General features: G+C 33.3%; 24 protein-coding genes. 17 read left to right on the plus strand and 7 right to left on the minus strand.

Translation table 11 applies throughout. The annotated features are described in order from the left end of the window. Positions 1-473 precede the first annotated feature (473 nt). The 7 genes from H603_RS0107125 to H603_RS0107155 all read left to right on the plus strand — a co-directional run bounded on the left by H603_RS0107125 (position 474) and on the right by H603_RS0107155 (position 6,405). A complete protein-coding gene (locus tag H603_RS0107125) occupies positions 474-1,622 on the plus strand; it encodes a DNA polymerase III subunit (RefSeq protein ID WP_026707933.1) in 1,149 nt (382 codons plus the stop codon). A 4-nt stretch (positions 1,623-1,626) separates the two neighbouring features. Beyond that, positions 1,627-2,010, plus strand: coding sequence for a hypothetical protein (locus tag H603_RS0107130; RefSeq protein ID WP_026707934.1), 384 nt, complete (start codon positions 1,627-1,629; stop codon positions 2,008-2,010). Positions 2,011-2,041: 31 nt separating this feature from the next. Continuing rightward, a complete protein-coding gene (locus H603_RS0107135; RefSeq protein ID WP_026707935.1) occupies positions 2,042-2,551 on the plus strand; it encodes an acyl-CoA thioesterase in 510 nt (169 codons plus the stop codon). A 178-nt stretch (positions 2,552-2,729) separates the two neighbouring features. Next, positions 2,730-3,737, plus strand: a complete 1,008-nt coding sequence (gene recA / locus H603_RS0107140; RefSeq protein WP_026707936.1) for a recombinase RecA — start codon at positions 2,730-2,732, stop codon at positions 3,735-3,737. A 321-nt stretch (positions 3,738-4,058) separates the two neighbouring features. Then, positions 4,059-4,472 (plus strand): hypothetical protein, encoded by a 414-nt coding sequence (locus H603_RS0107145; RefSeq protein ID WP_026707937.1) that lies wholly within the window; start codon positions 4,059-4,061, stop codon positions 4,470-4,472. Between the two features lie 11 nt (positions 4,473-4,483). After that, positions 4,484-5,026 (plus strand): RNA polymerase sigma factor, encoded by a 543-nt coding sequence (locus H603_RS0107150; RefSeq protein ID WP_026707938.1) that lies wholly within the window; start codon positions 4,484-4,486, stop codon positions 5,024-5,026. Further along, on the plus strand, positions 5,023-6,405 hold the full coding sequence (locus H603_RS0107155; protein ID WP_026707939.1) for a hypothetical protein: 1,383 nt from the start codon (positions 5,023-5,025) through the stop codon (positions 6,403-6,405). The genes H603_RS0107150 and H603_RS0107155 overlap by 4 nt, the downstream gene beginning before the upstream one ends. Here the strand turns inward: H603_RS0107155 and H603_RS0107160 are convergent. After that, on the minus strand, positions 6,389-7,135 hold the full coding sequence (locus H603_RS0107160; RefSeq protein WP_026707940.1) for a lysophospholipid acyltransferase family protein: 747 nt from the start codon (positions 7,133-7,135) through the stop codon (positions 6,389-6,391). The two genes, H603_RS0107155 and H603_RS0107160, sit on opposite strands and share 17 nt — an antisense overlap. A 253-nt stretch (positions 7,136-7,388) precedes the next feature. Between H603_RS0107160 and trpS the strand changes: the two genes are divergently transcribed. The 8 genes from trpS (at position 7,389) to H603_RS0107200 (ending at position 15,076) form a co-directional block, all read left to right on the plus strand. After that, on the plus strand, positions 7,389-8,366 hold the full coding sequence (trpS, locus tag H603_RS0107165; RefSeq protein WP_026707941.1) for a tryptophan--tRNA ligase: 978 nt from the start codon (positions 7,389-7,391) through the stop codon (positions 8,364-8,366). A gap of 313 nt (positions 8,367-8,679) precedes the next feature. Next, on the plus strand, positions 8,680-8,820 hold the full coding sequence (locus tag H603_RS17440) for a hypothetical protein (protein WP_157510413.1): 141 nt from the start codon (positions 8,680-8,682) through the stop codon (positions 8,818-8,820). 159 nt (positions 8,821-8,979) lie between these two features. Next, the gene (locus tag H603_RS0107175; protein ID WP_169628287.1) at positions 8,980-10,068 is read left to right on the plus strand and encodes a hypothetical protein; all 1,089 of its coding nucleotides are present in this window, start codon (positions 8,980-8,982) and stop codon (positions 10,066-10,068) included. Between the two features lie 11 nt (positions 10,069-10,079). Further along, the gene (locus H603_RS0107180) at positions 10,080-10,679 is read left to right on the plus strand and encodes a hypothetical protein (RefSeq protein ID WP_026707943.1); all 600 of its coding nucleotides are present in this window, start codon (positions 10,080-10,082) and stop codon (positions 10,677-10,679) included. A 555-nt stretch (positions 10,680-11,234) separates the two neighbouring features. Further along, positions 11,235-11,909, plus strand: coding sequence for a response regulator transcription factor (locus tag H603_RS0107185; protein ID WP_026707944.1), 675 nt, complete (start codon positions 11,235-11,237; stop codon positions 11,907-11,909). Between the two features lies 1 nt (position 11,910). Beyond that, positions 11,911-13,299, plus strand: a complete 1,389-nt coding sequence (locus tag H603_RS0107190; RefSeq protein WP_026707945.1) for a sensor histidine kinase — start codon at positions 11,911-11,913, stop codon at positions 13,297-13,299. A 76-nt stretch (positions 13,300-13,375) separates the two neighbouring features. Continuing rightward, entirely contained in the window at positions 13,376-14,098 is a 723-nt protein-coding gene (locus tag H603_RS0107195; RefSeq protein WP_026707946.1) for a hypothetical protein, read from the plus strand. A 30-nt stretch (positions 14,099-14,128) separates the two neighbouring features. Next, complete coding sequence (locus H603_RS0107200) at positions 14,129-15,076, plus strand: bestrophin family protein (protein ID WP_026707947.1); 948 nt, start codon at positions 14,129-14,131, stop codon at positions 15,074-15,076. A gap of 139 nt (positions 15,077-15,215) precedes the next feature. Here H603_RS0107200 and dprA read toward each other — a convergent pair whose 3' ends face one another. Further along, entirely contained in the window at positions 15,216-16,316 is a 1,101-nt protein-coding gene (dprA, locus tag H603_RS0107205) for a DNA-processing protein DprA (RefSeq protein WP_026707948.1), read from the minus strand. A 103-nt stretch (positions 16,317-16,419) separates the two neighbouring features. Between dprA and H603_RS0107210 the strand changes: the two genes are divergently transcribed. Then, on the plus strand, positions 16,420-17,364 hold the full coding sequence (locus H603_RS0107210) for an HU domain-containing protein (protein ID WP_026707949.1): 945 nt from the start codon (positions 16,420-16,422) through the stop codon (positions 17,362-17,364). A gap of 258 nt (positions 17,365-17,622) precedes the next feature. On the opposite strand, the gene H603_RS0107215 is transcribed toward H603_RS0107210, so the two are convergent. The 4 genes from H603_RS0107215 to H603_RS0107230 form a co-directional block, all read right to left on the minus strand. Then, complete coding sequence (locus H603_RS0107215) at positions 17,623-18,291, minus strand: hypothetical protein (RefSeq protein WP_026707950.1); 669 nt, start codon at positions 18,289-18,291, stop codon at positions 17,623-17,625. A 43-nt stretch (positions 18,292-18,334) separates the two neighbouring features. Further along, the gene (locus H603_RS0107220; protein WP_026707951.1) at positions 18,335-18,649 is read right to left on the minus strand and encodes an EthD family reductase; all 315 of its coding nucleotides are present in this window, start codon (positions 18,647-18,649) and stop codon (positions 18,335-18,337) included. Positions 18,650-18,845: 196 nt separating this feature from the next. Then, complete coding sequence (locus H603_RS0107225; RefSeq protein ID WP_026707952.1) at positions 18,846-19,397, minus strand: carboxymuconolactone decarboxylase family protein; 552 nt, start codon at positions 19,395-19,397, stop codon at positions 18,846-18,848. Between the two features lie 74 nt (positions 19,398-19,471). Then, a complete protein-coding gene (locus H603_RS0107230; RefSeq protein WP_026707953.1) occupies positions 19,472-20,041 on the minus strand; it encodes a TetR/AcrR family transcriptional regulator in 570 nt (189 codons plus the stop codon). Positions 20,042-20,364: 323 nt separating this feature from the next. Here H603_RS0107230 and H603_RS0107235 point away from each other — a divergent pair, with 323 nt between their 5' ends. Then, positions 20,365-20,997 (plus strand): SDR family oxidoreductase, encoded by a 633-nt coding sequence (locus H603_RS0107235; protein WP_026707954.1) that lies wholly within the window; start codon positions 20,365-20,367, stop codon positions 20,995-20,997. A gap of 129 nt (positions 20,998-21,126) precedes the next feature. On the opposite strand, the gene H603_RS0107240 is transcribed toward H603_RS0107235, so the two are convergent. Next, positions 21,127-22,329 (minus strand): multidrug effflux MFS transporter, encoded by a 1,203-nt coding sequence (locus tag H603_RS0107240; RefSeq protein ID WP_026707955.1) that lies wholly within the window; start codon positions 22,327-22,329, stop codon positions 21,127-21,129. Positions 22,330-22,354: the final 25 nt, after the last annotated feature.

Raw genomic sequence — 22,354 nt, forward strand, 5'->3', positions numbered from 1 at the left:
AGTTTTATAGTTTTTATTGTAATAGCAACAAATATAGAACTTTTGAAGTAGTTATAAATTCGAATTATTTAAAAAACAATGCCTTTAATTTACGAAAACGTTATAATTTAATAAAACTTAGTTGCCATTGATTTAAAAGCTATTGATTAATAGATAAATGTCTCAATAACTATATATTAAATCATATAGGAGCTTTTTTTGCAATTTTATATTCAAATAGAAAACAGCACTTTAGCACATTATAACTGTTCTTATAAATTAGCTTCAATTCTGGTTACTCGAAGGCATCAACTTATAAATAGGAGAGAAAATTTGCTTTCGCTGTAGCGAAAATTATAAATGATATATTTCAGTTGTTGCTACATTTGAAAATAAAAACTCCCCTGATTGCAGCTTAATTTTAAGTGCTTTTCTTAATACAAACTTTCCTCAGTAAAATTTTAGTGGCAATCATTTTCTACTATCTTTGTTCCATGCAATTTTCTGAAATTTTAGGGCAAGAACATATAAAAAACCATCTGACTAAAAGTGCTGATTCCGGTCGAATCCCGCATGCACAACTATTTGTAGGTCCAGAAGGAAGTGGCACATTAGCTATGGCGATTGCTTATGCACAGTACATTTTATGTAACAATCAAAATGGTGAGAACAATGGCGCTAATGAATCTTGCAATATTAAATTCCAAAAAATATCGCACCCTGATTTACATTTTGCGTACCCAACAGTAACTACTGATACTGTAAAAAGGAGTCCAAAAAGTATTGATTTCATTACTGACTGGAGGCAATTTATTACTAAAAATCCTTACGGAGGTTTGTTTGATTGGTACGCCATTTTAGGAGTTCAAAATAAACAAGGTGAAATTAGAGTTGACGATGCTCAGGAAATCCTAAAATCGCTTTCGCTTAAAGCGTATGAAGGTGGATATAAATTCATGCTAGTTTGGATGGCCGATAAGTTGAATATTGCTGCTTCAAACAAGCTTTTGAAATTATTAGAAGAACCACCTGAGAAAACTATTTTTATATTGATATCTGAAAATGAAGAAGATATTATTCAAACTATACGATCGCGTTGCCAAATTTTACATTTTAATGGTTTAACAGAGCCTATTATTGCTGAAGCACTTATAAATAAGGAAAATGCTGATCCCAAAGTAGCTGCTAAAATTGCACATCAAGCACAAGGAAATTACAATGTAGCTTTGCACTTGTTACATGATGACAGTGAGGACCAACCCTTTGAACAATGGTTTGTAACTTGGGTGAGAGCCGCGTTTAAAGCTAAGGGAAATGCTGCAGCTATTCAAGATTTAATCTTGTGGAGTGAAAAGATTGCTGGACTGGGTAGAGAAACGCAAAAAAAGTTTTTGGAGTTTTGTATCGAAATGTTTAGACAAGCTTTACTGATTAATTATGAAGCTAAAAGCTTGGTCTATTTTGAACCAAAAGTAGATAAATTTAAGCTTGAAAATTTTGCTCCTTTTGTAAATGGAAACAACATTCAAGAAATTTTCAAAGAACTCTCAGATGCTATGTATCATATTGAGCGTAATGGAAATGCAAAAATTATACTAACTGATTTATCTATAAAACTCACTCGTTTAATCCATAAAAAATAAAGATATGAACAATGCCGCTTCCATTTTAATTTTGGTTTTTTTAGCCATTTCGTTTTTACAATCGGGATATGATAAAATCTTTTACTGGAAAGATAATTTAGACTGGCTTAAAGGTCATTTTGCTAATACAAGATTAAAAAATCATGTTCCCTTAGCCTTGATGAACGTGCTAGTTTTAGAAATGATTTCGGGAATTCTTTGCATAGTAGGTTGTATCGAATTGATGGTAAACAACGGAAGATTATTTGGTTACTACGGAGCAGTTTTTTCTTGTATCACATTAATTATGTTATTATTTGGACAACGTTTAGCAAAGGATTATGATGGTGCTAGAACTATTGTTATCTACTTTATTCCAGCTGTAATGGCGGTTTACTGGTTAAACTAAACCACAAAATATTATTTACATTCAAAAAAATATGACACCAAAACACCCTTCAGAATCCCTAACTATCTTAACCGATTTAGTTTTACCAAGTGAAACAAATCCGTTAAACAATCTTTTTGGTGGCGAGTTACTCGCTCGTATGGATCGAGCAGCAAGTATAGCGGCACGTAGACATTCGAGAAGAATTGTGGTTACAGCCTCTGTGAATCATGTAGCTTTTAATAGAGCCATTCCACTAGGAAGTGTGGTTACGGTCGAAGCCAAAGTATCGCGTTCTTTCAAGAGTTCGATGGAGATTTTTATTGACATCTGGGTAGAGGACCGTGAGTCAGGAAATAAAACAAAGGCAAACGAAGCTATTTATACTTTTGTAGCCGTTGATGACACTGGAAGACCGGTAGAAGTACCTCAAATCATACCAGAAACACCGCTCGAAATAGCACGTTTTGAAGCGGCATTGAGACGCAAGCAGCTAAGCTTAGTAATCGCAGGAAAGATGAAACCAGGAGATGCCACAGAATTAAAGGCTTTATTCATATAAATCAGGTAAACAGTTACTTTGAAATCTTAATTATTATTTAAAGTAAAAATTTTAATTAAAAAAAAGAAGTAAATTTACGAGCATAATGCTATAAAAAATGAAATTTATAGTTCAAATAGAACTGTACATTTCAAATCGCAACAAAAAAACATAAATGAAAGAAAAGGTAAAAGAGAAGATGAGTACAGAGAAAGAAGCCAAATTAAAAGCCTTACAGTTAACACTGGATAAACTAGATAAAACGTACGGAAAAGGAACAGTAATGAAAATGGGGGACAAAGCCATTGTTGAAGTTGAGACAATTTCATCAGGGTCTTTAGGAATCGATTTAGCATTAGGTGTAAACGGGTATCCAAGAGGTAGAATCATCGAAATTTACGGACCAGAATCTTCTGGAAAGACGACTTTAACTTTGCACGCAATCGCTGAGGCTCAAAAAGCAGGTGGAATTGCTGCATTTATTGATGCTGAACACGCATTTGATAGAAGCTACGCTGAAAAATTAGGTGTAGATATCGAAAATTTAATTATATCACAACCTGATAATGGAGAGCAAGCACTTGAAATTGCTGAAAACTTAATTCGTTCAGGAGCAATTGATATTGTTGTAATTGACTCGGTGGCTGCCTTAACTCCAAAAAGTGAAATTGAAGGAGAAATGGGAGATTCTAAAATGGGACTTCACGCTAGATTAATGTCACAAGCGTTAAGAAAACTAACAGGATCTATTAGTAAAACAAACTGTACTGTTTTCTTTATCAACCAGTTGAGGGAGAAAATTGGTGTAATGTTTGGAAATCCAGAAACTACAACTGGAGGTAACGCCTTGAAATTCTACGCATCTGTACGTTTAGATATTCGTCGTTCTACTCAAATTAAAGATGGAGACAACGTGATAGGAAATAGAACTAAGGTTAAGGTTGTTAAAAACAAAGTAGCGCCACCATTTAAAATCGCTGAATTTGATATCATGTACGGTGAAGGAGTTTCAAAAACTGGAGAGATTTTAGATCTTGCTGTAGAGTTTGAAATCGTTAAAAAGGCGGGATCTTGGTTTAGCTACGGTGAAACAAAATTAGGTCAAGGACGCGATGCTGTGAAATCTTTAATTAAAGATAACCCAGAATTAGCTGAAGAACTAGAAGTAAAAATTAAAGAAAGAATCAAAGAGTTAGCCGATGCTTAACATTTTGTAATCATACATTTTTAAAATTCCCGGATGAAAATTCGGGAATTTTTTTTATAATATATTTTGTCGATTTTAGTTTAAATCTAATTTTTATTCGAAAATAATTAAAACTTAATAATCTCATTTTCAAAAACTATGATACTTAAAATTAGTTATTATGCGCTTTTTTTCGAAAATTAAAATTAGTAATTCCACAGGTTTTTAGCCAAGAACACTTTTTAACTCATTATTTTTTTAATGGCGACGCAACCTTTTAAAATATAAAGTATCTATAGAAAAGATGCATCTTATTTTAATTACTAATTTTAAAAATCAATCATGAAAAAATTACTTTTATTTCTAGCCATTATTACCACACTATCAAGTTGCAGCTTAGACAACGACAATACTAACTCATACAGTTATCAAGTATTGCCAGTTGCCAGTTATGTACTTCCTGAGAGTTATAAAGTGGGCGAAACCTATGAAATTACTCTTAAATATCAACGCCCTACGCCTTGTTACATTTTTCAAGGAATATACTATGATATCAAAGATAATACACGAACTATTGCTATTCAAACCATGACTGATGACAATCAAGTGTGTACTGATGTACTTCCAGAATTATCTGAAGCTAAATTCAATTTTAAACCAACTACTACAGGTACTTTCATTTTTAAATTTTATAAAGGAAAAGACGCAGAACAAAAAGATACCTTTGATGAAGTTGAATTTCAAGTTGTTGAATAAAAAATAACTCTGTGATATTAGATCAGCTAATAGAAGAATGTAAAAAGCACAATCCAAAAGCTCAGGAACAATTGTATCATTTGTTCTCTAAAAAGTTTTTTGGGTTGTGCTTAAAGTATTCCAGTAATTACGCTGATGCTCAAGATAATTTACAAGATGGTTTTATATTACTCTTTAAAAAAATAGAACAATTTTCTGGTAAAGGATCTTTTGAAGGATGGGCAAAAAGAGTGATGATCAATAATGCACTTCAAAAATTTAAAGGCGTTCGGTTTATGGAAGTACTTTCTGATGAGATTCCTGATGAGATTGTTACAATAGAAGAAGATAATGTACCACTCGATTATTTGATGAAAATCATTCAAGAACTCCCCGAGCAGTATAGAATTGTATTTAACCTATACGTTTTAGATGGCTATTCGCATAAGGAAATAAGCGAAATGTTGCATCTATCTACAGGAACAACAAAATCAAATTTACATCGAGCACGACTCATTTTGAAAGAGAAATTAGAACACCGAATAGAAACTAATATAGCATCATCGGCAGAATGAAAGAGAACAAAAACATCGATCGATTATTTCAAGAAAAGCTCAAAGATTTTGAGGCAATTCCTGATGCTCAAACTTGGAACGCAATTTCTCAAGAATTACATAGTAAAAAGAAGAATCGTTTTATTATTCCAATATGGTTTCGCTATGCGGGAATCGCAGCCGTGTTTATTTTGGGCTTTTTATTATTTAAAAATCAAGAAAGTGTGACAATCAACACTTCAAATGCTGTTGTTATTGAAGATGATACAGTCATAAATAAACCTATCAAAAACAATAGCACAGCGGTCGAAAATAAAGAAGCTGTAATATTTCAAGAAAATAATCAGGACAGTATCGCTGAAGTGGGTACTAGAAAAAACGCACAGCTAATAGCAATTAAAAAATCAAAATCATCCAACGCAAAATACAGAGCTAGCAACTCGTTAAAACTAGCTGCTACTACTACTGAATTTTCGAATGAAAAAGACAAAAGCAAGGCGTTAGTAAACAGTTTAGCTGATGAAAAAACAGCTCAGGAAGCAGTTGGAAATTTGGATAAATTTGAGCAAAACAGAAACGAAGCAATCGCGTCAACAAAACCCACCGCTCTAGAAAATGAAGAATCTTTTATTCCTAATGCACTAGAAGAACTATTAAAAGCAAATACTGAAAACTCGAAAAAAGCAGTAGTACATACTAAAAAATGGGAAATATCGCCCAACGTTGCTCCTATTTACCTCAACGCTAACTCAGGTGGCTCACCTATTGACAGTGAATTGTCAAGTAACACAAAAACTGCCGACAATACCATTAGCTATGGACTAGGAGTGAAATATGCTTTAAACGATAAAATTAAGATTCGTACCGGGATTAATAAAGTAATACTAGGGTACAACACTAATGATGTCTATTTTACAGCTGGATTAGCCTCAAATGCCATGTCAAACATTAGACAAAAAACAAGTGAACCTATCGAACTACAGAACGCTACTACTTTCAACAATTTGTCACCATCTATAACTGCAGTTCAAAAGACGAATTTGGGTAATTTGAACCAGCTCATGGGATATTATGAAGTGCCATTTGAGATTTCGTACGCCGTTGTCGATAGAAAAGTAGGAATCAATGTAATTGGGGGTTTTAGCACCTTGTTTTTAAATGAAAACGAAATTTCGTTAGTAACACCTCAAGCAAATACGGTTCTTGGAGAAGCTAGCAATTTAAATAAAGTGCATCTAAGTACAAATATTGGTTTGGGATTTAAATACCAATTCATGAAGTCCTTTCAGCTTAATTTTGAACCGATGTTAAAATACCAATTGAATACTTTTTCGAAAGATAACAACAATTTTCAACCAGTATTCATTGGCTTATATTCTGGAGTTAGTTACCAATTTTAAAATCGGTTAGTTTATTTAAAATCACCGCTCTTACTTCCTCTCTAATGTCTTTTCGATCTAAATTGGTTTTACCTTTTGTGTCAATAATTTTACCTACGTGAACACGCATTAATCCTGGGCTTCCGCTAAAAAAGGTAAAAGAAAAGCGCTTTTTATTATCTGGAAAAGTTACTGGAACGATAGGTATTTGATGGTCAAGAGCCAGTCTAAAAGCACCATCTTTAAAAGAATCTAGCACAATAGACTCATCATTAGGAACGCCACCTTCAGGGAATATACACACGCTCAAGCCATTTTTTATACGTTTTTGTGCTTGGTTAAAAACCTCTAAGCGACTTTTTGAGGAATTTCGGTCCACAAGAATGCATGTTCGTTTATAGAAAAATCCAAACAAAGGAATCTTAGATAATTCTTTTTTACCTACAAATACAAACGGATTTTTTATCACTGCTAGCATTAGCATAATATCAGTCATTGAAGTGTGATTAGCCACAATCATGTAACTTTTATTGGGATCTAAGGTCTCTTCACGTTCAATTTTATAATGAAATCCCATTCCGAAAAGAATGAATTTAGACCAAATCCTCGCCATTTTAAAAAAATAAGGATAGCCTTTCTCTGAAAGAATAGATAGGATTAAAAAGGGCAACATAACCAAAATTGGAATTGCCATTACAACATAAAACCAAACACGCCACAGGGTCCAAAAAATAATCTTAATTCCTTTCATGTGCCCAAAAATAAGGAAACAAAAGTTATTATAATTACAAAATTTGGATTGACAAGCATTTTTTAGGTTTCGTCAAAGCAACTTGATTCATTTTTAGATGTCCAATTGCATTATAGTATTATCGTGTAAAAAATTAAATTTGGAGAAATGTGGAAGTGGCTCAAGGAAAACTTATAAAAGAAGGCTAAGTTTTTAAATTTTAGAACTAAAAAAGAAAAAACTTTGCGAACTTTGCCTTCAAGAAAAAAATACAATGGCAAAAATACTTACTGGTGTTCAAAGTACAGGGACACCTCATCTAGGCAATTTATTGGGAGCAATTATTCCAGCGATTAAATTATCAAAGGATCCTAAAAACGAATCATTTTTATTTATAGCTGATTTACATTCGATTACTCAAATAAAAAACGGAGAAACTTTAAGAACAAATACTTATAGCACTGCAGCAGCTTGGCTTGCATGTGGACTAGATGTTAATAAAGTGGTTTTTTATAGACAATCAGATGTGCCTCAAACTGCAGAATTATCTTGGTACTTAAGCTGTTTTTTCCCTTTTCAACGTTTAACATTGGCGCATTCTTTTAAGGATAAGTCGGATCGTTTAGACGATGTAAATGCAGGATTATTTTCTTACCCCATGTTGATGGCAGCAGATATTTTACTTTATGACGCAGAGTTAGTACCCGTGGGAAAAGACCAATTACAACATTTAGAAATTACCCGTGATGTTGCGTCTCGTTTTAATCACCAAATGGGTGAAACATTTGTCATTCCTGTAGCTAAGATTCAAGAAGACAGTATGTTGATTCCAGGGACAAATGGTGGAAAAATGAGTAAGTCGGCAAATAATTTGATTAATATATTTCTTGATGATAAAGCATTGCGCAAGCAAGTAATGTCTATAGAAACAGATAGTACGCCACTAGAAGACCCAAAAAACCCAAATACTTGCAATGCTTTTGCAATTTATTCCTTAATGGCAAGTGAAGAGCAATTAGCAGCGATGCGTGCGAATTATGAAGGCGGAAACTACGGATACGGTCACGCCAAACAAGCATTGTTTGAATTAATTTGTGAGACTTTCAAAACAGAGAGAGAAAAGTACAATTACTACATCAACAACCTTCCAGAAGTAGACGCTTTATTAAAAATTGGTGCTAAAAAAGCATCGTTAGTTGCTGATGGTGTGCTTGCAAAAGTAAGAGTAAAATTAGGTTTTGAAGCGCTTTAGAATAGTATAAAAGTCAAATCGCAAATTCGCAGCTTATTTATGTTTTAAATAATTTACGAATTTGCGATTTATTTGTGTTTACGAGTAATGCTATCAAAAACTTTCTCAAGAAAACATCAGTCCACAACCATTCATTTCAGATTTAAAACATTCCTGAAAAATCATTAAAAGTGGGTATTGTGATTCCGTGCTAGGAACCGTTACTTTGTTAGCAAAAGTATTAAAAAATTACTTTAACTTTAAAAACTGATCATGAACCAAACGCAAGCTAGTCAAGGTTAAGCCATTTGGCAACTTCTTGCTCGCATTAATCATGTCACTTACATTCACTAACTGTCAAGTAGAAGAAGAGACTATTAAAAACCAAGCTAGCATTGAAACTGTAAGCGTGTTAGAAGCGATTTCATTTCTACGAGAAAACAATGTAACTACTTCGTCGCAAACAGGAAAATAAATAACACTACAACCTCATTTCGATCAGATTTCGCAAGAAAAAATCACCTATACTAATCAGTTGTTAACGGTAATTCCAATTATAAATAAACAGGAAAAAGCAAGCAGTAGAATTCTATTATTAAAGATAGAAAAAGAACTAAAATCAGTAGCTTTTACGATGTACCCAGACGACAACACTACTACTGCATCATTTATTGGAAAAATACTAATGCAAAACTTAAATGGTTCATTCATCAATGGATATAAAGTAAAAGAGGGCATTATTATTGCCCAATATATCAAGAAAAATCAAAACACTGCCATCACAAGTAAAGATATAATTATTGATGGTGTTACTTTTACTGATTATGACGTTGTGATTGTCACAAACTATTACCACAATCCTAGAAATTCCATAAACTTTATGTCATTGTATACTGGTTTTGCTGACACCGGATCTGAGAGTGATGGCTCCAGTATGAATTGGGACTATGGAAATGGTGGCGGTGGAGGTGGTCCAGTAACACCAACAGATGAAGATGAAGATGAAGATGAAGATGAAGATGAAGATGAAGGTGTAGCAAACTATATAGAAGACAATATTGATGACTCTGAACTAGATGAATGTACTAAAGCTATTCTTGAAAAACTTAAAAAATTAACTCATAGTGATATTGCCTGTATATTTGAGAAATTTGGAACCCCAACTGACGGAACTTATAATATAAAAATAGTCTTAGGAAATCCTAATGACATGAGTTCTCTTGCACAAACTGAAACAATTAGTAAAAATAATTATCTAATAACAATAAGTGAAGCATATATAAAAGGCACACCCAATAATCCTATTCGACCTACCGATTTATCGATAGCAGCAGTGCTAATTCATGAATTAATACATGCACATTTCAAAGCTCTATTTGACGATTTTCATAACAATGGAGATACATGCGCTTACGATAATTATGACTGTTTGTATGCAAAATATGCAACAAAAAATTATGTTGGAAAAATTGATGCACAACATGCACAAATGTTTGAAAACTATGTTCCTATAATAGCGGCAATTTTGCAGGAATTTAAACCTGGTTCATCATCACAATTTTACGATGATATTGCAATGTCAACTTTGTTTGGTTTACAATACTTTGACGACAAGTACCCAAAAGGAGGTATAAAAAGAACTAGAATAGAAAATAATCGAATTTCTGAAGATAGTAATACTCCTAGAGGAGAAGCAACTCCTAAAGGAACTGCGTGTAAGTAAATTTTAAAAATATGAAAAAAATAATCTATTTAACTTTCAGTTTATTATTACTCTCTTGTACCTCTTCTAAAATAGAAAAGAGGGTTTTAAATAGTTTTATAAGTGAAAAGTTTTCAAATACACAAGATATCAGCGTATTAGTGAAACAACCAATTAATCGAACGCTACCTTTGTATTTTTATGAGAAAGCGTATCAAGATAAAGATATTCGTTTGGGAGAAAAAATAAGAATTAGGGCGAACTCAAACCCTCCTTTCGAATGGCCGGTTTCTATTATAGATATTGAAAAATTAAAAGAAAAATATACAAATGACACTGTCAATCAATTATGGAAAAAAAAAGATTTTAAAAGACTTAAATTTGATTTAGCTGACACAAAAAATATTAATATACACGGGACTGCCCTATTTGAAAAGCATTTTGGTAATAAATTGCTGGAAATATCAAGGCCAATAATAACTACAAATAATAAATATGCATTCTTGTTCTTTAGAACGTTTAACATTGGTATTTATTTTGGACATACAACACAAGGTGCAGTATTAATGAAAAATGTAAATGGAGATTGGAAAACGATGGAAACATATTCAGAATTTGACATAATTTATTAAAATAATTATTCATATAGACGTATTCTAATTTAAAAGTAGGGCGGATCTAAACTTATTTTTCATCAAAAGCTAACAGGGCTTTGTGAGACTTTCAAAACAGAAAGAGAAAAGTACAGTTACTACATCAACAACCTTCCTGAAGTAGACGCTTTATTAAAAATTGGTGCTAAAAAAGCATCATTAGTTGCTGATGGTGTGCTTGCAAAAGTAAGAGTAAAACTAAGTTTTGAAGCGCTTTAAAATAGTATTTTAAATTATATTGAACCCCTTTCTATTTTCGGATAGAAAGGGGTTTATTGTTTAAGGTTAAGTTGTGTTTGAGACAAGTTCTAATGGAGAATTTAATTAAACGATTGGTTGTGTAAATCCCTTGTAAGATCATTACATCTGTAATTTTTTAAATAGTACTATTATTAAAATTAGCATCTTGAATTTACACTTTTCAGATTTATAAATATTGATAATAGAACCATTCTTAATATAATCACAATTTTAAGAGGCTAACTATGTTATTGTAAACCAATTGTTATTTTTGTAAATAATACCTCAACTTTTATGAAGCTGCTCATTGTCGAAGACGAACCTCATTTATTAGCTATACTTAGAAAAGGATTAACTGAATTTAATCATGAAGTTAGCGTTGCGCTTGATGGTAAAACAGCACTTGAAATGATTGCTAATTATAGATTTGATGCCATTGTTCTAGACATCATGCTTCCTGACGTAAACGGAATCGAAATTTGTAGAAGAGTTCGCGCATCAAAGAATTTTGTTCCCATCTTACTTTTGACCGCTCTTGGAACTTCAGAAAATATTGTGACTGGTTTGAACGCAGGTGCTGATGATTATCTCACCAAGCCATTTAAATTTGGTGAACTAGAAGCCCGCATTCAAGCATTGCATAGGAGAGCAAATCAACAAGTAGAAACGGTATCTGTGCTTGAAATAGGTAATTTAAAAATTAATCCTAAAGCCAAAACTGTTGAGCGAGAAGGTACTGTGATTGTGTTGACAGCTAAGGAATTCAAACTGTTGTTTTACTTAGTTAAAAATAAAGACATGATCGTATCCCGAGAGCAAATTCTAGATAATGTATGGGATATTAACTTTGATATGAACACCAATGTCGTGGATGTTTATATCACCTACTTGAGAAAAAAAATTGACAAACCATTCGATCAAAAACTAATTCATACTATCAAAGGTTTGGGTTATGTGGTTAAATTATAATATGAATATTCGAAAAAAAATAACATTCACTTACGTTGCATTATCCACTTTTAGCACCTTACTCCTTTGTGTGCTGGTGTTTATAATGTTCCGTCAAAACAACCAATATCATTTTTTAAAACGCCTTGAGGATAGAGCAAAAATTGTCGCGTCTATCCATTTTCAAAATGATCCCGAGAAAATTAGATACTATAGCAATTTAAAAAAGAACGGACTTGAAGAGCTTATTCAAGAAGAAGAGTTTGTACTAAAAGTAAATAGTGAAAACAGCTTTGAATATAATGTCAATCTTGATGTCCCTAATGAATTTTATACACACATCCTACAATCTGGGAGAGACTGGTATGAGGTTGATGACAAATACTATTTAGGCCAAATTTTTACTGAAAACGATCAGAAATATATTGTAATTGTCGCTGCTAGAGATAGAATGGGTAAAAACACTTTGGTTTTTATTGTTCGTATTATGTTTTTTGGTGGTATTGGTTTTTTATTACTGGCTTTCTTTTTTGGTCGGGTTTTAGCTCGTAGGGTGTTTTATCCTGTAGCTAGAATTACAAAAGAAGTACAAAGAATTAGTGCCTCAAACTTGCACAATCGTTTGCCTCAGGTTAAAAACTCACCTGAACTCTCTGATTTGACAGCTACTTTTAATGGTATGTTAGATCGATTAGAGACTTCGTTTGAAATACAAGCCAACTTTATAAATAATGCTTCTCACGAATTAAAAACCCCAATCACTACCATTATTGCCGAAGCAGAAATAATGCTCTTAAAAGATCGAAAAACCGAAGAATATATCAACTCTTTAAGTACGATCTATAATCAAGCTTCCCGATTAGGTAATCTCACGGAGAGTTTATTAAAATTAACCCAAACTGGATACGACGGTAAAAAGCAAGTGCAGGATATTGCAAGAATTGATGAATTATTACTGGAAGTAAAATCAGATATTGATAAAATATATCCTGATAATCGTGTAGTAGTTAAACTTAATTTTGCTCCTGAAGATTCTAATTTGTTATTGATTCCATGCAATAAACCGCTACTAGAACTGGCGATTAATAATATTATCACTAATGGCGTAAAATATTCTGATAATAACGAAGTATTCGTAATGCTTACAGCCAATACCGAAACAATAAAAATTGCAATTAACGACATTGGTATAGGAATCCCACCAGAGGACATTCCTCATTTGTACGAACCTTTTTTTAGAGGTAAAATTGCAGCAAAATACAATGGCTATGGTTTAGGGCTGCCGCTAGCTATGAAAATTATTCGAATGCACAACGGAGAACTGCAAGTACAATCAGAACAAGAGAAAGGGACTATTGTTACTATCGTCTTTAAAAAATCCAACATTAAAAATTCTAATGTTGATTCTTAGAAAATTCTAATTTTAAACTAAGGCCTTTCTAAGGTAGGAGCAAGTAATTTGTAAGTATAAATAAACAACCATACTTATGAAAAATTTCCTTATACCTACGACACTATCTCCCGATACAATAGCAGCAGTTAACGCAGCAATCTACCAGTCAAAAAACGCTGACAGTGAGATTGTACTCCTGTTTGTATGTGAGTCACCTGACACCTATTCTGCCTCGCAATTTTTACGCGAAATGAGAATGCAAATAAGTGCAAATCAAGAAAACATATTAGAAAATTGCAGAGCGCTGGTTAACACCACTACTAATTGCAAGCTAAAAATTCACAATCAATGTGGACTATCTACCTTAATTTTTAAAGGTCTCATCGAATTGTATGCTATCAATCTTATTATTTTTCCTAATTCGTACCAAAAAGAATCGAAGAAAATTAATCAATATTTACTGCAGTTGGCAACAAAGCAAAGATGTCCTATTCTACACCTCAATGTAGATCACAATGCCGAAACTTGCAGCAAAGCGCTCTTTATAAAAGAAAACAATGGCAAGATTACACTAGAATCAGTTCAAAATTTCTTGAATGACAATTTCCCACTCGAAATCGTGAGCCAGACAACACATCAAAATGGCCATTATGAAGATGCGATTCCTTATATAAACGAAGCAATTTCTAAATATAAAATCGACATGCTTGTTCAAACACGCATGAACCAAAAAGTAAAATTTAAGAAGAATAAAAGTGACGATTTAAATCAAAAAATAGGACTTCCTGTTTTATCACTTTATGAAGAGTTGGTGTAATGATTACTTACAATCTAAAAATTAAACAAGATGCTATTAAAAAAAAGAATTCCAATGCGATACGTACTTGGAAAAATAAAAGTCGAATTAGCGTTGGTGATTACTTACACTATTTTATTCGAAATATTTCATCATTATTTTATAAATGTTAACGTCGAAATACCCATTGCCGTTCCCGCCATTATAGGAACTATTATTTCGCTATTATTAGCTTTTAAATCTAATCAAGCCTATGATCGTTGGTGGGAAGCCAGAATAGTTTGGGGTGCGATAGTCAATGAATCAAGAACTCTCGTGAGACAAATGATTACATTTTATAAAGATCCTGACTTCTCTGTAGAAGCAATTAATTTTAAAGAAAAATTTGCCAAAAGACAAATAGCTTGGTGCTATAGTTTAGGGCAATCATTGCGAAATGACGATGCGATTAAACCAATTGAAAAACTATTAACAGAGAATGAATTGAATTTTGTAAAAAATCACAAACACATACCTAATGCTTTGTTAGTCTTACATGCAAAAGATTTGTACAAAGCTTTACAAGATAAAAAAATAACCACGTATCAGCAGGTAGAGATAGACAATACACTAACAAGATTGTGTGATGCTATGGGAAAATGTGAACGTATTAAAAATACAGTGTTTCCAACAACTTATAGTATTTACATTCGGTTTACACTTTGTTTATTTATCATTTTGTTACCTTTTGGATTAATTAGTTTGCTGAGTTGGTTTGCCGTGCCATTAATCACTACCATTGCTTCTGCTTTTTTCTTGATCGAAAAAATGGCTATTCACTTGCAAGATCCTTTTGAAAATAAACCCACCGATACGCCAGTCACAGCAATTGCAAACACCATTGAACAAAATCTAATCCAGATGGTTAATGAGTATCGTAATGAGTTTGAAAATCATGATATCATTGTTGATAACAAGGAATTAATCACTGTAAAAACTAAGGAGTACTTTTTATTATAAATACCACTTTCAGAACCCTACTGCCATTATTTTCAATTATATAGCTGCTGTTCCATATCTAATTTAAAGGCTGCCTATACTTTTTATTTTGTGGGCACAGTTATTACAACCTCTTTCTATTTTTATAGAAAGGGGTTTTTTATATCGCTTCAAACAATTTCCCTGGCAACGGCCGCACCACTCCTTTTAACTCCATGTTTAATAAAATTCCTGAAATTCTATATATAGGAAATTCACAATGAAGAGCGATAATATCCATCAATTCTTTACCCGATTTTAAAAGGTAATCGTAGACTTTTTGCTCGTCATCTTCTAAAGTAACAAACAGTTGTTTTTGTACCGGTTGCGTTTCTTTCTGGATGTCCCAATTTAAAATGTAAATCAAATCGGCTGCACCTGTAAGCACATTTGCTTTTTGGGTTTTAATCAAGTTATTGCAACCTTGACTGTATTTATCGGTCACTCTACCTGGAACTGCAAACACATCTCGGTTATAATCATTAGCAATATTAGCGGTAATTAAAGAACCTCCCCTATCTGCTGATTCTATTACAATAGTCGCCTCGCTCATTCCGGCAACAATGCGGTTTCTTTTTACAAAGTTTTCCTTATCAGGATTAGCTGTACTCCAGAATTCAGTCATAAATCCACCATTTTCCTCTACTCTTGCAACATATTTTTTATGCGTTTTGGGATATATTTGATTTAAGCCGTGTGCCACCACTCCTATTGTTTGTAATTTATATTCCATCGCTAGCTGGTGTGCAACGATATCTACACCATACGCAAAACCGCTTACAATTATTGGATCTAGAGGAGCCAGATCTTCAATGAGTTTTCTACAAAACTCAGTTCCGTAGGCTGTGATTTGACGCGTTCCCACGATGCTAATTATTTTTCTATCCTTTAAATTAATATTTCCAGAAGAGAATAAAAGTAAGGGACCGTCTATGCAATGCTTCAATCGATCAGGATAATCATCATCAAGAAAAAACGAAACGTTAATATTATTTTCGTTGATAAAAGCCATTTCCTTTGTTGATTTTTCGAAAACAGAAGTATCATTTAAATTCTTCAATAAATTAGTTCCCACGCCATCAATAGCCGCTAGTTGCGATTTCTTGGCTTTAAAAACGGCCTCTGCGCTACCACAATGTGTAAGTAATTTTTTGGCCATTATATCGCCAACTCCTTCAATTCTTTGTAATGCTAATAAATAAAATAAATCTTGTTCAGTCATGTTAAAATATTGGTGCTGAAATATATAGATAATTTATGGGAATTGTTAATAAAAATTGTGAATAAAATTTTGATAACTATTTTCATTACCTAACTTTGTATCTATGAACATCGACTCTTACATATCACAACTACTCTATCGCTATCAATGTGTTACCGTGCCAGGTTTAGGAGCTTTCCTTACCGAAACACAGTCTGCACAATGGATTGAGAGCACAAATTCATTTTTCCCACCTAAGAAAATGATTTCTTTCAATACTAATTTGAAAAACAACGACGGGCTACTTGCAAACCACATCGCATCTAGTGAAAAAATTTCATACAACTATGCTGTAAATGCAATCGAGTACCAAGTTGTAAAATGGAAAAGAGCGTTGGAGAACAATGAAGTTCTTGTTTTAATCAACATTGGAACTTTGCGTCTCAACGCAGATCGCAACATCGTATTTAAACCTTCGAATCAAACAAATTATTTGTCAAGTTCTTTTGGTTTAGATTCATTTGTATCGGCTGTAGTAAAAAGAGAAACACAATTAGAAGAACCTGCTGAAATTGTTGAAAGAGCACCAATTGCTTTGCCTGTTTACGAGGAAGAAGAAAGCAACGGTCGTTCTTACATGAAATATGCTGCTATTTTTGTTCTAGGATTAGGACTTACAGGAAGTATAGGATATCCTGTTTACCAGCAGCAAATTGCTAATGAAACTGTTTTAGTTGAATCAGCAGTTCAAAAGCAAGTAGAAAATAAAATTCAAGAAGCGACATTTTTTATCAAAAGCCCAATGCCTGCGGTAACGCTTTCTATCAAAGAAGGTAAGTTGCCCTATCATGTAGTAGCTGGTGCTTTTAGAGATGAGCAAAATGCAGTTAAAATTTATAAGAAATTATCTAACGAAGGATTCAAGGCCCGTTTATTAAATGTAAACAAACACGGTCTATATCCAGTAGTGTACGGAAGTTATGCCACTCTAGCCGAAGCTGAAAAAGCAAAACGTGAAATACATGAAAGTAAAAACCCTGAAGCTTGGGTTTTAATTGAAGCGTTATAATTTATAATTAATAAGATATTTAAAAACCTCCAATAGCATCAATTTGCTCTTGGAGGTTTTTTATTTTCAGCATTCTTAGAATTGACAGCGGTAAACGTGTAAAGTATAATTTTAGACTGTCAGAGCGATCAAAAGTTGTCAAGTAACTTAGTTTATTGTAATTGATAAAATTGCCCTTAAAAATGCGCGAAATAGGATTAAACAACAAAGGCGATTTAGATAATTCTAAATCGCCTTTGCTATATACATTGATGTTGATTATTTACTTACTAAAGTGGTATTAATAAAATGCTCTTCATCAATCACGTTCTTTAATTTGTCATTCATTGGGATGAAATTTAGCATCATTGAATTGACTACTCTACTCTTATTTAAGTCAGGTTCAATTATTGTTGCTTTATGATATAATCCTAACATTTCTCGATTGCTCTTTGAATTGCTATTATTAATAACCACTAGCTTGAAGTGCGTATTATCGAATGGATCTAGTTTAACTCTAAAAGGTAAAATATCAGCATCTGACTCTTGAATTATGGGTTCGTACAACGCTCCCTCCTTTTCTATTCCCTTTGTATTACTGTGATAATAACTATCATAATCGGCTAAGAACAATTCACTTTCAATGTCGCTAGGTTCATAACCTAACATTAAAATAGATTGCTCTGAAGCGTTATCTAAATGATATGGCGTGTTTACTTGCTGATCGAACCTTCCCAGCCACTGATAATCGAGCTGCTTGTTATATCGTTCTTGAATAAAAGTCGCCAAACCATTTTTTAAACCAATCATAACAGCTCTAAATGCTGAACTGCTAATTTGTGTACCAAAATCAAAAAGTACATAACCAGGCTTGCTAGTATCTGTTCTAAAAATATTTTGAATACTGTGGTTTATTATTTCTTCGATGTTAACTGTTTCTATTTTCATAAATAGTGATTTTAGATCGTGAAATAGAAACTTGTTTACTTAATTACAAAGAAACGATTTCACTAATTTGTAATTCTCCTTTTACGTTTGTATAATTAGGAATGTCTGCTGCAAATGTTTCAGCGTGTGGAAAGAACGATGCTTGAAAAGATTCCATAGTATCAAATTTCAAATCAACAATCACCGTATAAGGTGCTGCTTCTCCTGGCGCTCTACCAGCTAAACCAACAGTTAATTCCATACCTTTTAAAGCGTCTCCTAGAGCAGCTGAAATCATAGGTAGGTGCGAATTTTTATAGTAATCTAAGTCAAATGTTGTATCAGCACCGCTAGGGTACATTACGCTTACTTTTATCATGATGTTTTTATTATAAAGTTATAAAAAAACCTTATTTTAATTATCGAATAATCCTCCTGCCGCGCAATCCCGCAGCCCGACTTGAGTGGAGCTCTTTTTTATGGAGCGTAGCGCAACAAAAAAAGCGGGAACGGAAGGCGGAAAAGCTGCCCAAATAATTAAAATAAGGTTTTATAGGAATCTATCTAGTGATTGATTATTTTTTTTCCCAAGCAAATTTTTGGAATGCAGCGTCAACTGGCGTGTTTGCAATGTGGTTTGTGTAGTTACTAATCACTTTTTGAGATAAACCTAAAATGATTTCTAATACTTGTTGCTCACCATATCCTGCAGCGTAAAATGCTTCTAAATCTTGTTGAGAAACGTTTCCACGGTTGCGAACCATGCTTAAAGTAAATGTTCTTAAAGACTCTAATTTAGCGTCAGTAAGTGGTGTTTCGTTACGTAATGATTCGATGATTTCGTTATCAACTTTCATCATGTGAGCGATACCTGTATGTGCTGGAACGCAATAGTGACATGCGTGCTCAACATTGATTGCTTGCCATACTACAGTCAATTCATTTTCATTGAAAGATGTATTTGTGAACAATTCATGTAATACTTGGTATCCTTTTAAAGCACTAGGAGATGCAGCTAATACACCGTGCAATCCAGGAATCATTCCGTATGCTTTTTGTGAATCTTGTAACAATGCTTTGCTTTCTTCTGGAGCCGATTCGATTGTGTGAACTTTTAATGTTGTCATAATATTGATTTTTAAAGATTATAATTGTGTTAAATATATCTAAGCACTAGCTTAGTTTATGGTTAAAAAAATAGTTAGATGTTACTGAATGTTAATTCAATATAATCGTCTATTTCTTGTTTGTTGTTTACTCGTGACGCGGCAGCCAAACCGTGTTTTGCTAATAATAAATAATTTGCTTGCTTCTCAATAGTCGCTTTATCTTTTAAACTATTTACAGATAATTTTTGAATAAATACCGTTTTCAGGTCATCCATAAATTCCTTCATTTGTATTTGAATTAGCTGGTCTTCGTTATTAGCAAACTCATTATATGTATTTGTTAACAAGCAACCTTTGTTGTCTAATTCTCCCATTTTAGCAGGCATTTCGACTGAATCATAAAAGAATGCTTTAATGTCATTGACGCCATCAGTTCCGTTTTGTAATTTTTCGAAAACAGAATTGATTTTGCTTTTATAACATTTTAAACTTTCAAGGAACACGCCGTGTTTACTTCCAAAACTAGCATAAATAGAAAATTGATTGATACCCATTTCCTTTTCCAACATACGAACGGAAGTACTTTCATACCCATTGCGCCAGAACAAAGACATCGCTTTCTCTATCACTTGTTGTTCGTTATATTGTTTTGCTCTTGCCATCTTTCGTTTAATTCTTATGCAAAACTAAGCAGATGCTTTGAAATAAAAAAACAATTTAGTAATATTTAACATTTTACCGTTTAAGACACTTATTTTTAAAGGTATACAACATTATTTTACAACTCCTATAATATGTGCATCTCGTATTTAATACCCCATATTAAATTCATTTACTTTGGAAAAAGTCGATTAAAGTTGTTTTGGAAATTTGAATGCAATTAACATTAAAGCTATTCCTCTTAAAGAATGTTAAATACTATTAAAGTCAGGTTAAATCAAAAATAAGCAAAGCGTGTTACTCCCTATTTTTGTAATTTTAGGTTATGGAAAATATATTAGTAGCAGGTGCAAACGGCACCACCGGAAAAAAAATCATAGCCCTTTTACATAAATCTGAAAATTTTAACCCGATTGCAATGGTTAGAAAAGAAGAGCAACAAGCTTATTTTAAAGATCAAAATATAAAGACCGTCTTAGGAGATCTTACAAATGATGTTGACTCAGTATTTGATAGCAGTATCGATCGAGTAATATTTGCTGCTGGTTCAGGCGGTAAAGATGTGATAGGTGTAGATCAAGATGGCGCCAAGAAAATGATTGATGCGTCTAAGAAAGCTAACGTGAAAAAATTTGTGATGCTTAGTTCTATGGGAGCAGATAGTCCTGAAGAAGCTGAAAAGCTACAAGATTATTTAAAAGCAAAACACAACGCCGACGAATATTTGAAAAAAAGCGGCCTAGAATATAGTATCGTTAGACCAGGAACTTTAACTGATGAAGAGCAAGTGGCTAAAATCGAACTAGCTCTTAAATTAAACAAACGAGGAGAAATTAGTCGTGCTGATGTTGCTCAAACCTTAGTACAGTCATTAGAAGATAAAACTGCTAACAATGCTACATTTGAAATTATTAAGGGAGAGCAAAGCATAGCAGAAGCATTATTACAAGTAAAATAAAGCATTAGAATTTATGATTGATTAAGAATACCATTATTGATTCAAATAAAGAAACCGAAAGGATGCCAGTTATAAAGCACTCTTTCGGTTTTTTTAGTTTCTATAATTTATGCCACTTTAGTACATTAACTAAATCGCTTTCTCTTTCTTTTTCAAGTAGAAAAGTAGCGTTAATGCTAATGCTGAGCAAATCGAAAAGCCTATAAATAATGGCAAAGCTGTGGTCGTGATAAACCTACCTATGAAAATACTTATAGGAACCGCCATAATAGTAGAAATACATCCTGTAACCGCAGCCGCTGTCCCAGCGATATGACCTACTGGTTCCATAGCCATTGCGCGCACGTTACCAAATAGAAATCCGATACTGAAAAACTGCAGACCAAAAAATAATATTAAAACACCAACAGCAGGATTTGAATCATTAAAAAACAGCCCCACATAAATGGCCGAAACAATAAAAAAACTAAGTAAGGCGACTGTAATCAATTTTTCCATTCCGTATTTAATTACAAGAACTCCATTAGAGAATACGGCTGCTCCTATTGCGATGGCTAGTCCAGCAAAAATAAGAGGGAATTCATTTTTGAGTTGGTATTGATTTTCGAAAATTTGCTGAGAACTGCTTAGATAAACCATGAAAGAGCCCGTTATAAAACCCGAAATAACGGTATAACCAATTGTTCTTTTAAACCTGAAAAGTTCTTTAAATTCACTTGTGAAGCCTGTTATTGAAAATTTTTTCTTGTTATTGACAGACAAAGTTTCTGGTTGGCGCCTCCAAAACCAAAGTGAAACTAACAAACTTATTAAAACCTGGATGTAAAAGATACCGTGCCAGTTGTAGTAATCCAAAACAAATTTCCCCATGGCCGGCGCTATTACTGGAACTAGGATAAAAACGACAGTGACGAAGGACATGATTCTAGCCATGTGATCGCCGCTGTACATATCGCGAATGATGGCAATGCTAATCGTGCGGGGGGCCGAAAGACCGATTCCTTGAAGAATGCGGCCTAAAACCATTACTTCTAGGCTAGTGGCATTTACACAAATAAAACTTGCCCCTATAAATAACGCAAATCCCACATAAACAACGGGTTTTCGCCCCACACTATCTGACAATGGACCAAATATTAGCGGACCAAAACCCAATCCTAGAAATATCATGGTTATTAGCAACTGGTTGTCGACCACATTTGTAGTACCTATATCGATACCAATAATGTCTAAAGCAGGCAATAAGGCATCAATTGCCAAAGCTACTACAGACATTAAAGAGGCCATTAATGCAACAAATTCAAACTGAGAACTACGAATATTTTTTAACATCCTGCAAAAATACAGTATTTTCTTG

It is taken from the genome of Flavobacterium frigidarium DSM 17623 (assembly GCF_000425505.1).
In the GTDB taxonomy this organism is placed as follows: Bacteria; Bacteroidota; Bacteroidia; order Flavobacteriales; family Flavobacteriaceae; genus Flavobacterium; species Flavobacterium frigidarium.

Excerpts from the sequence above, each read along its gene's own strand:
- trpS (WP_026707941.1), top strand. The coding sequence starts at position 7,389 with ATGGCAAAAATACTTACTGGTGTTCAAAGTACAGGGACACCTCATCTA.
- dprA (WP_026707948.1), bottom strand. The coding sequence starts at position 16,316 with ATGACTGAACAAGATTTATTTTATTTATTAGCATTACAAAGAATTGAA.
- H603_RS0107225 (WP_026707952.1), bottom strand. The coding sequence starts at position 19,397 with ATGACAACATTAAAAGTTCACACAATCGAATCGGCTCCAGAAGAAAGC.
- H603_RS0107200 (WP_026707947.1), top strand. The coding sequence starts at position 14,129 with ATGCTATTAAAAAAAAGAATTCCAATGCGATACGTACTTGGAAAAATA.
- H603_RS0107185 (WP_026707944.1), top strand. The coding sequence starts at position 11,235 with ATGAAGCTGCTCATTGTCGAAGACGAACCTCATTTATTAGCTATACTT.
- H603_RS0107195 (WP_026707946.1), top strand. The coding sequence starts at position 13,376 with ATGAAAAATTTCCTTATACCTACGACACTATCTCCCGATACAATAGCA.
- H603_RS0107220 (WP_026707951.1), bottom strand. The coding sequence starts at position 18,649 with ATGATAAAAGTAAGCGTAATGTACCCTAGCGGTGCTGATACAACATTT.
- H603_RS0107130 (WP_026707934.1), top strand. The coding sequence starts at position 1,627 with ATGAACAATGCCGCTTCCATTTTAATTTTGGTTTTTTTAGCCATTTCG.
- H603_RS0107135 (WP_026707935.1), top strand. The coding sequence starts at position 2,042 with ATGACACCAAAACACCCTTCAGAATCCCTAACTATCTTAACCGATTTA.
- H603_RS0107210 (WP_026707949.1), top strand. The coding sequence starts at position 16,420 with ATGAACATCGACTCTTACATATCACAACTACTCTATCGCTATCAATGT.
- H603_RS0107230 (WP_026707953.1), bottom strand. The coding sequence starts at position 20,041 with ATGGCAAGAGCAAAACAATATAACGAACAACAAGTGATAGAGAAAGCG.
- H603_RS0107190 (WP_026707945.1), top strand. The coding sequence starts at position 11,911 with ATGAATATTCGAAAAAAAATAACATTCACTTACGTTGCATTATCCACT.
- H603_RS0107155 (WP_026707939.1), top strand. The coding sequence starts at position 5,023 with ATGAAAGAGAACAAAAACATCGATCGATTATTTCAAGAAAAGCTCAAA.
- H603_RS17440 (WP_157510413.1), top strand. The coding sequence starts at position 8,680 with ATGTCACTTACATTCACTAACTGTCAAGTAGAAGAAGAGACTATTAAA.
- H603_RS0107145 (WP_026707937.1), top strand. The coding sequence starts at position 4,059 with ATGAAAAAATTACTTTTATTTCTAGCCATTATTACCACACTATCAAGT.
- H603_RS0107175 (WP_169628287.1), top strand. The coding sequence starts at position 8,980 with ATGTACCCAGACGACAACACTACTACTGCATCATTTATTGGAAAAATA.
- recA (WP_026707936.1), top strand. The coding sequence starts at position 2,730 with ATGAGTACAGAGAAAGAAGCCAAATTAAAAGCCTTACAGTTAACACTG.
- H603_RS0107235 (WP_026707954.1), top strand. The coding sequence starts at position 20,365 with ATGGAAAATATATTAGTAGCAGGTGCAAACGGCACCACCGGAAAAAAA.
- H603_RS0107160 (WP_026707940.1), bottom strand. The coding sequence starts at position 7,135 with ATGAAAGGAATTAAGATTATTTTTTGGACCCTGTGGCGTGTTTGGTTT.
- H603_RS0107180 (WP_026707943.1), top strand. The coding sequence starts at position 10,080 with ATGAAAAAAATAATCTATTTAACTTTCAGTTTATTATTACTCTCTTGT.
- H603_RS0107215 (WP_026707950.1), bottom strand. The coding sequence starts at position 18,291 with ATGAAAATAGAAACAGTTAACATCGAAGAAATAATAAACCACAGTATT.
- H603_RS0107240 (WP_026707955.1), bottom strand. The coding sequence starts at position 22,329 with ATGTTAAAAAATATTCGTAGTTCTCAGTTTGAATTTGTTGCATTAATG.
- H603_RS0107125 (WP_026707933.1), top strand. The coding sequence starts at position 474 with ATGCAATTTTCTGAAATTTTAGGGCAAGAACATATAAAAAACCATCTG.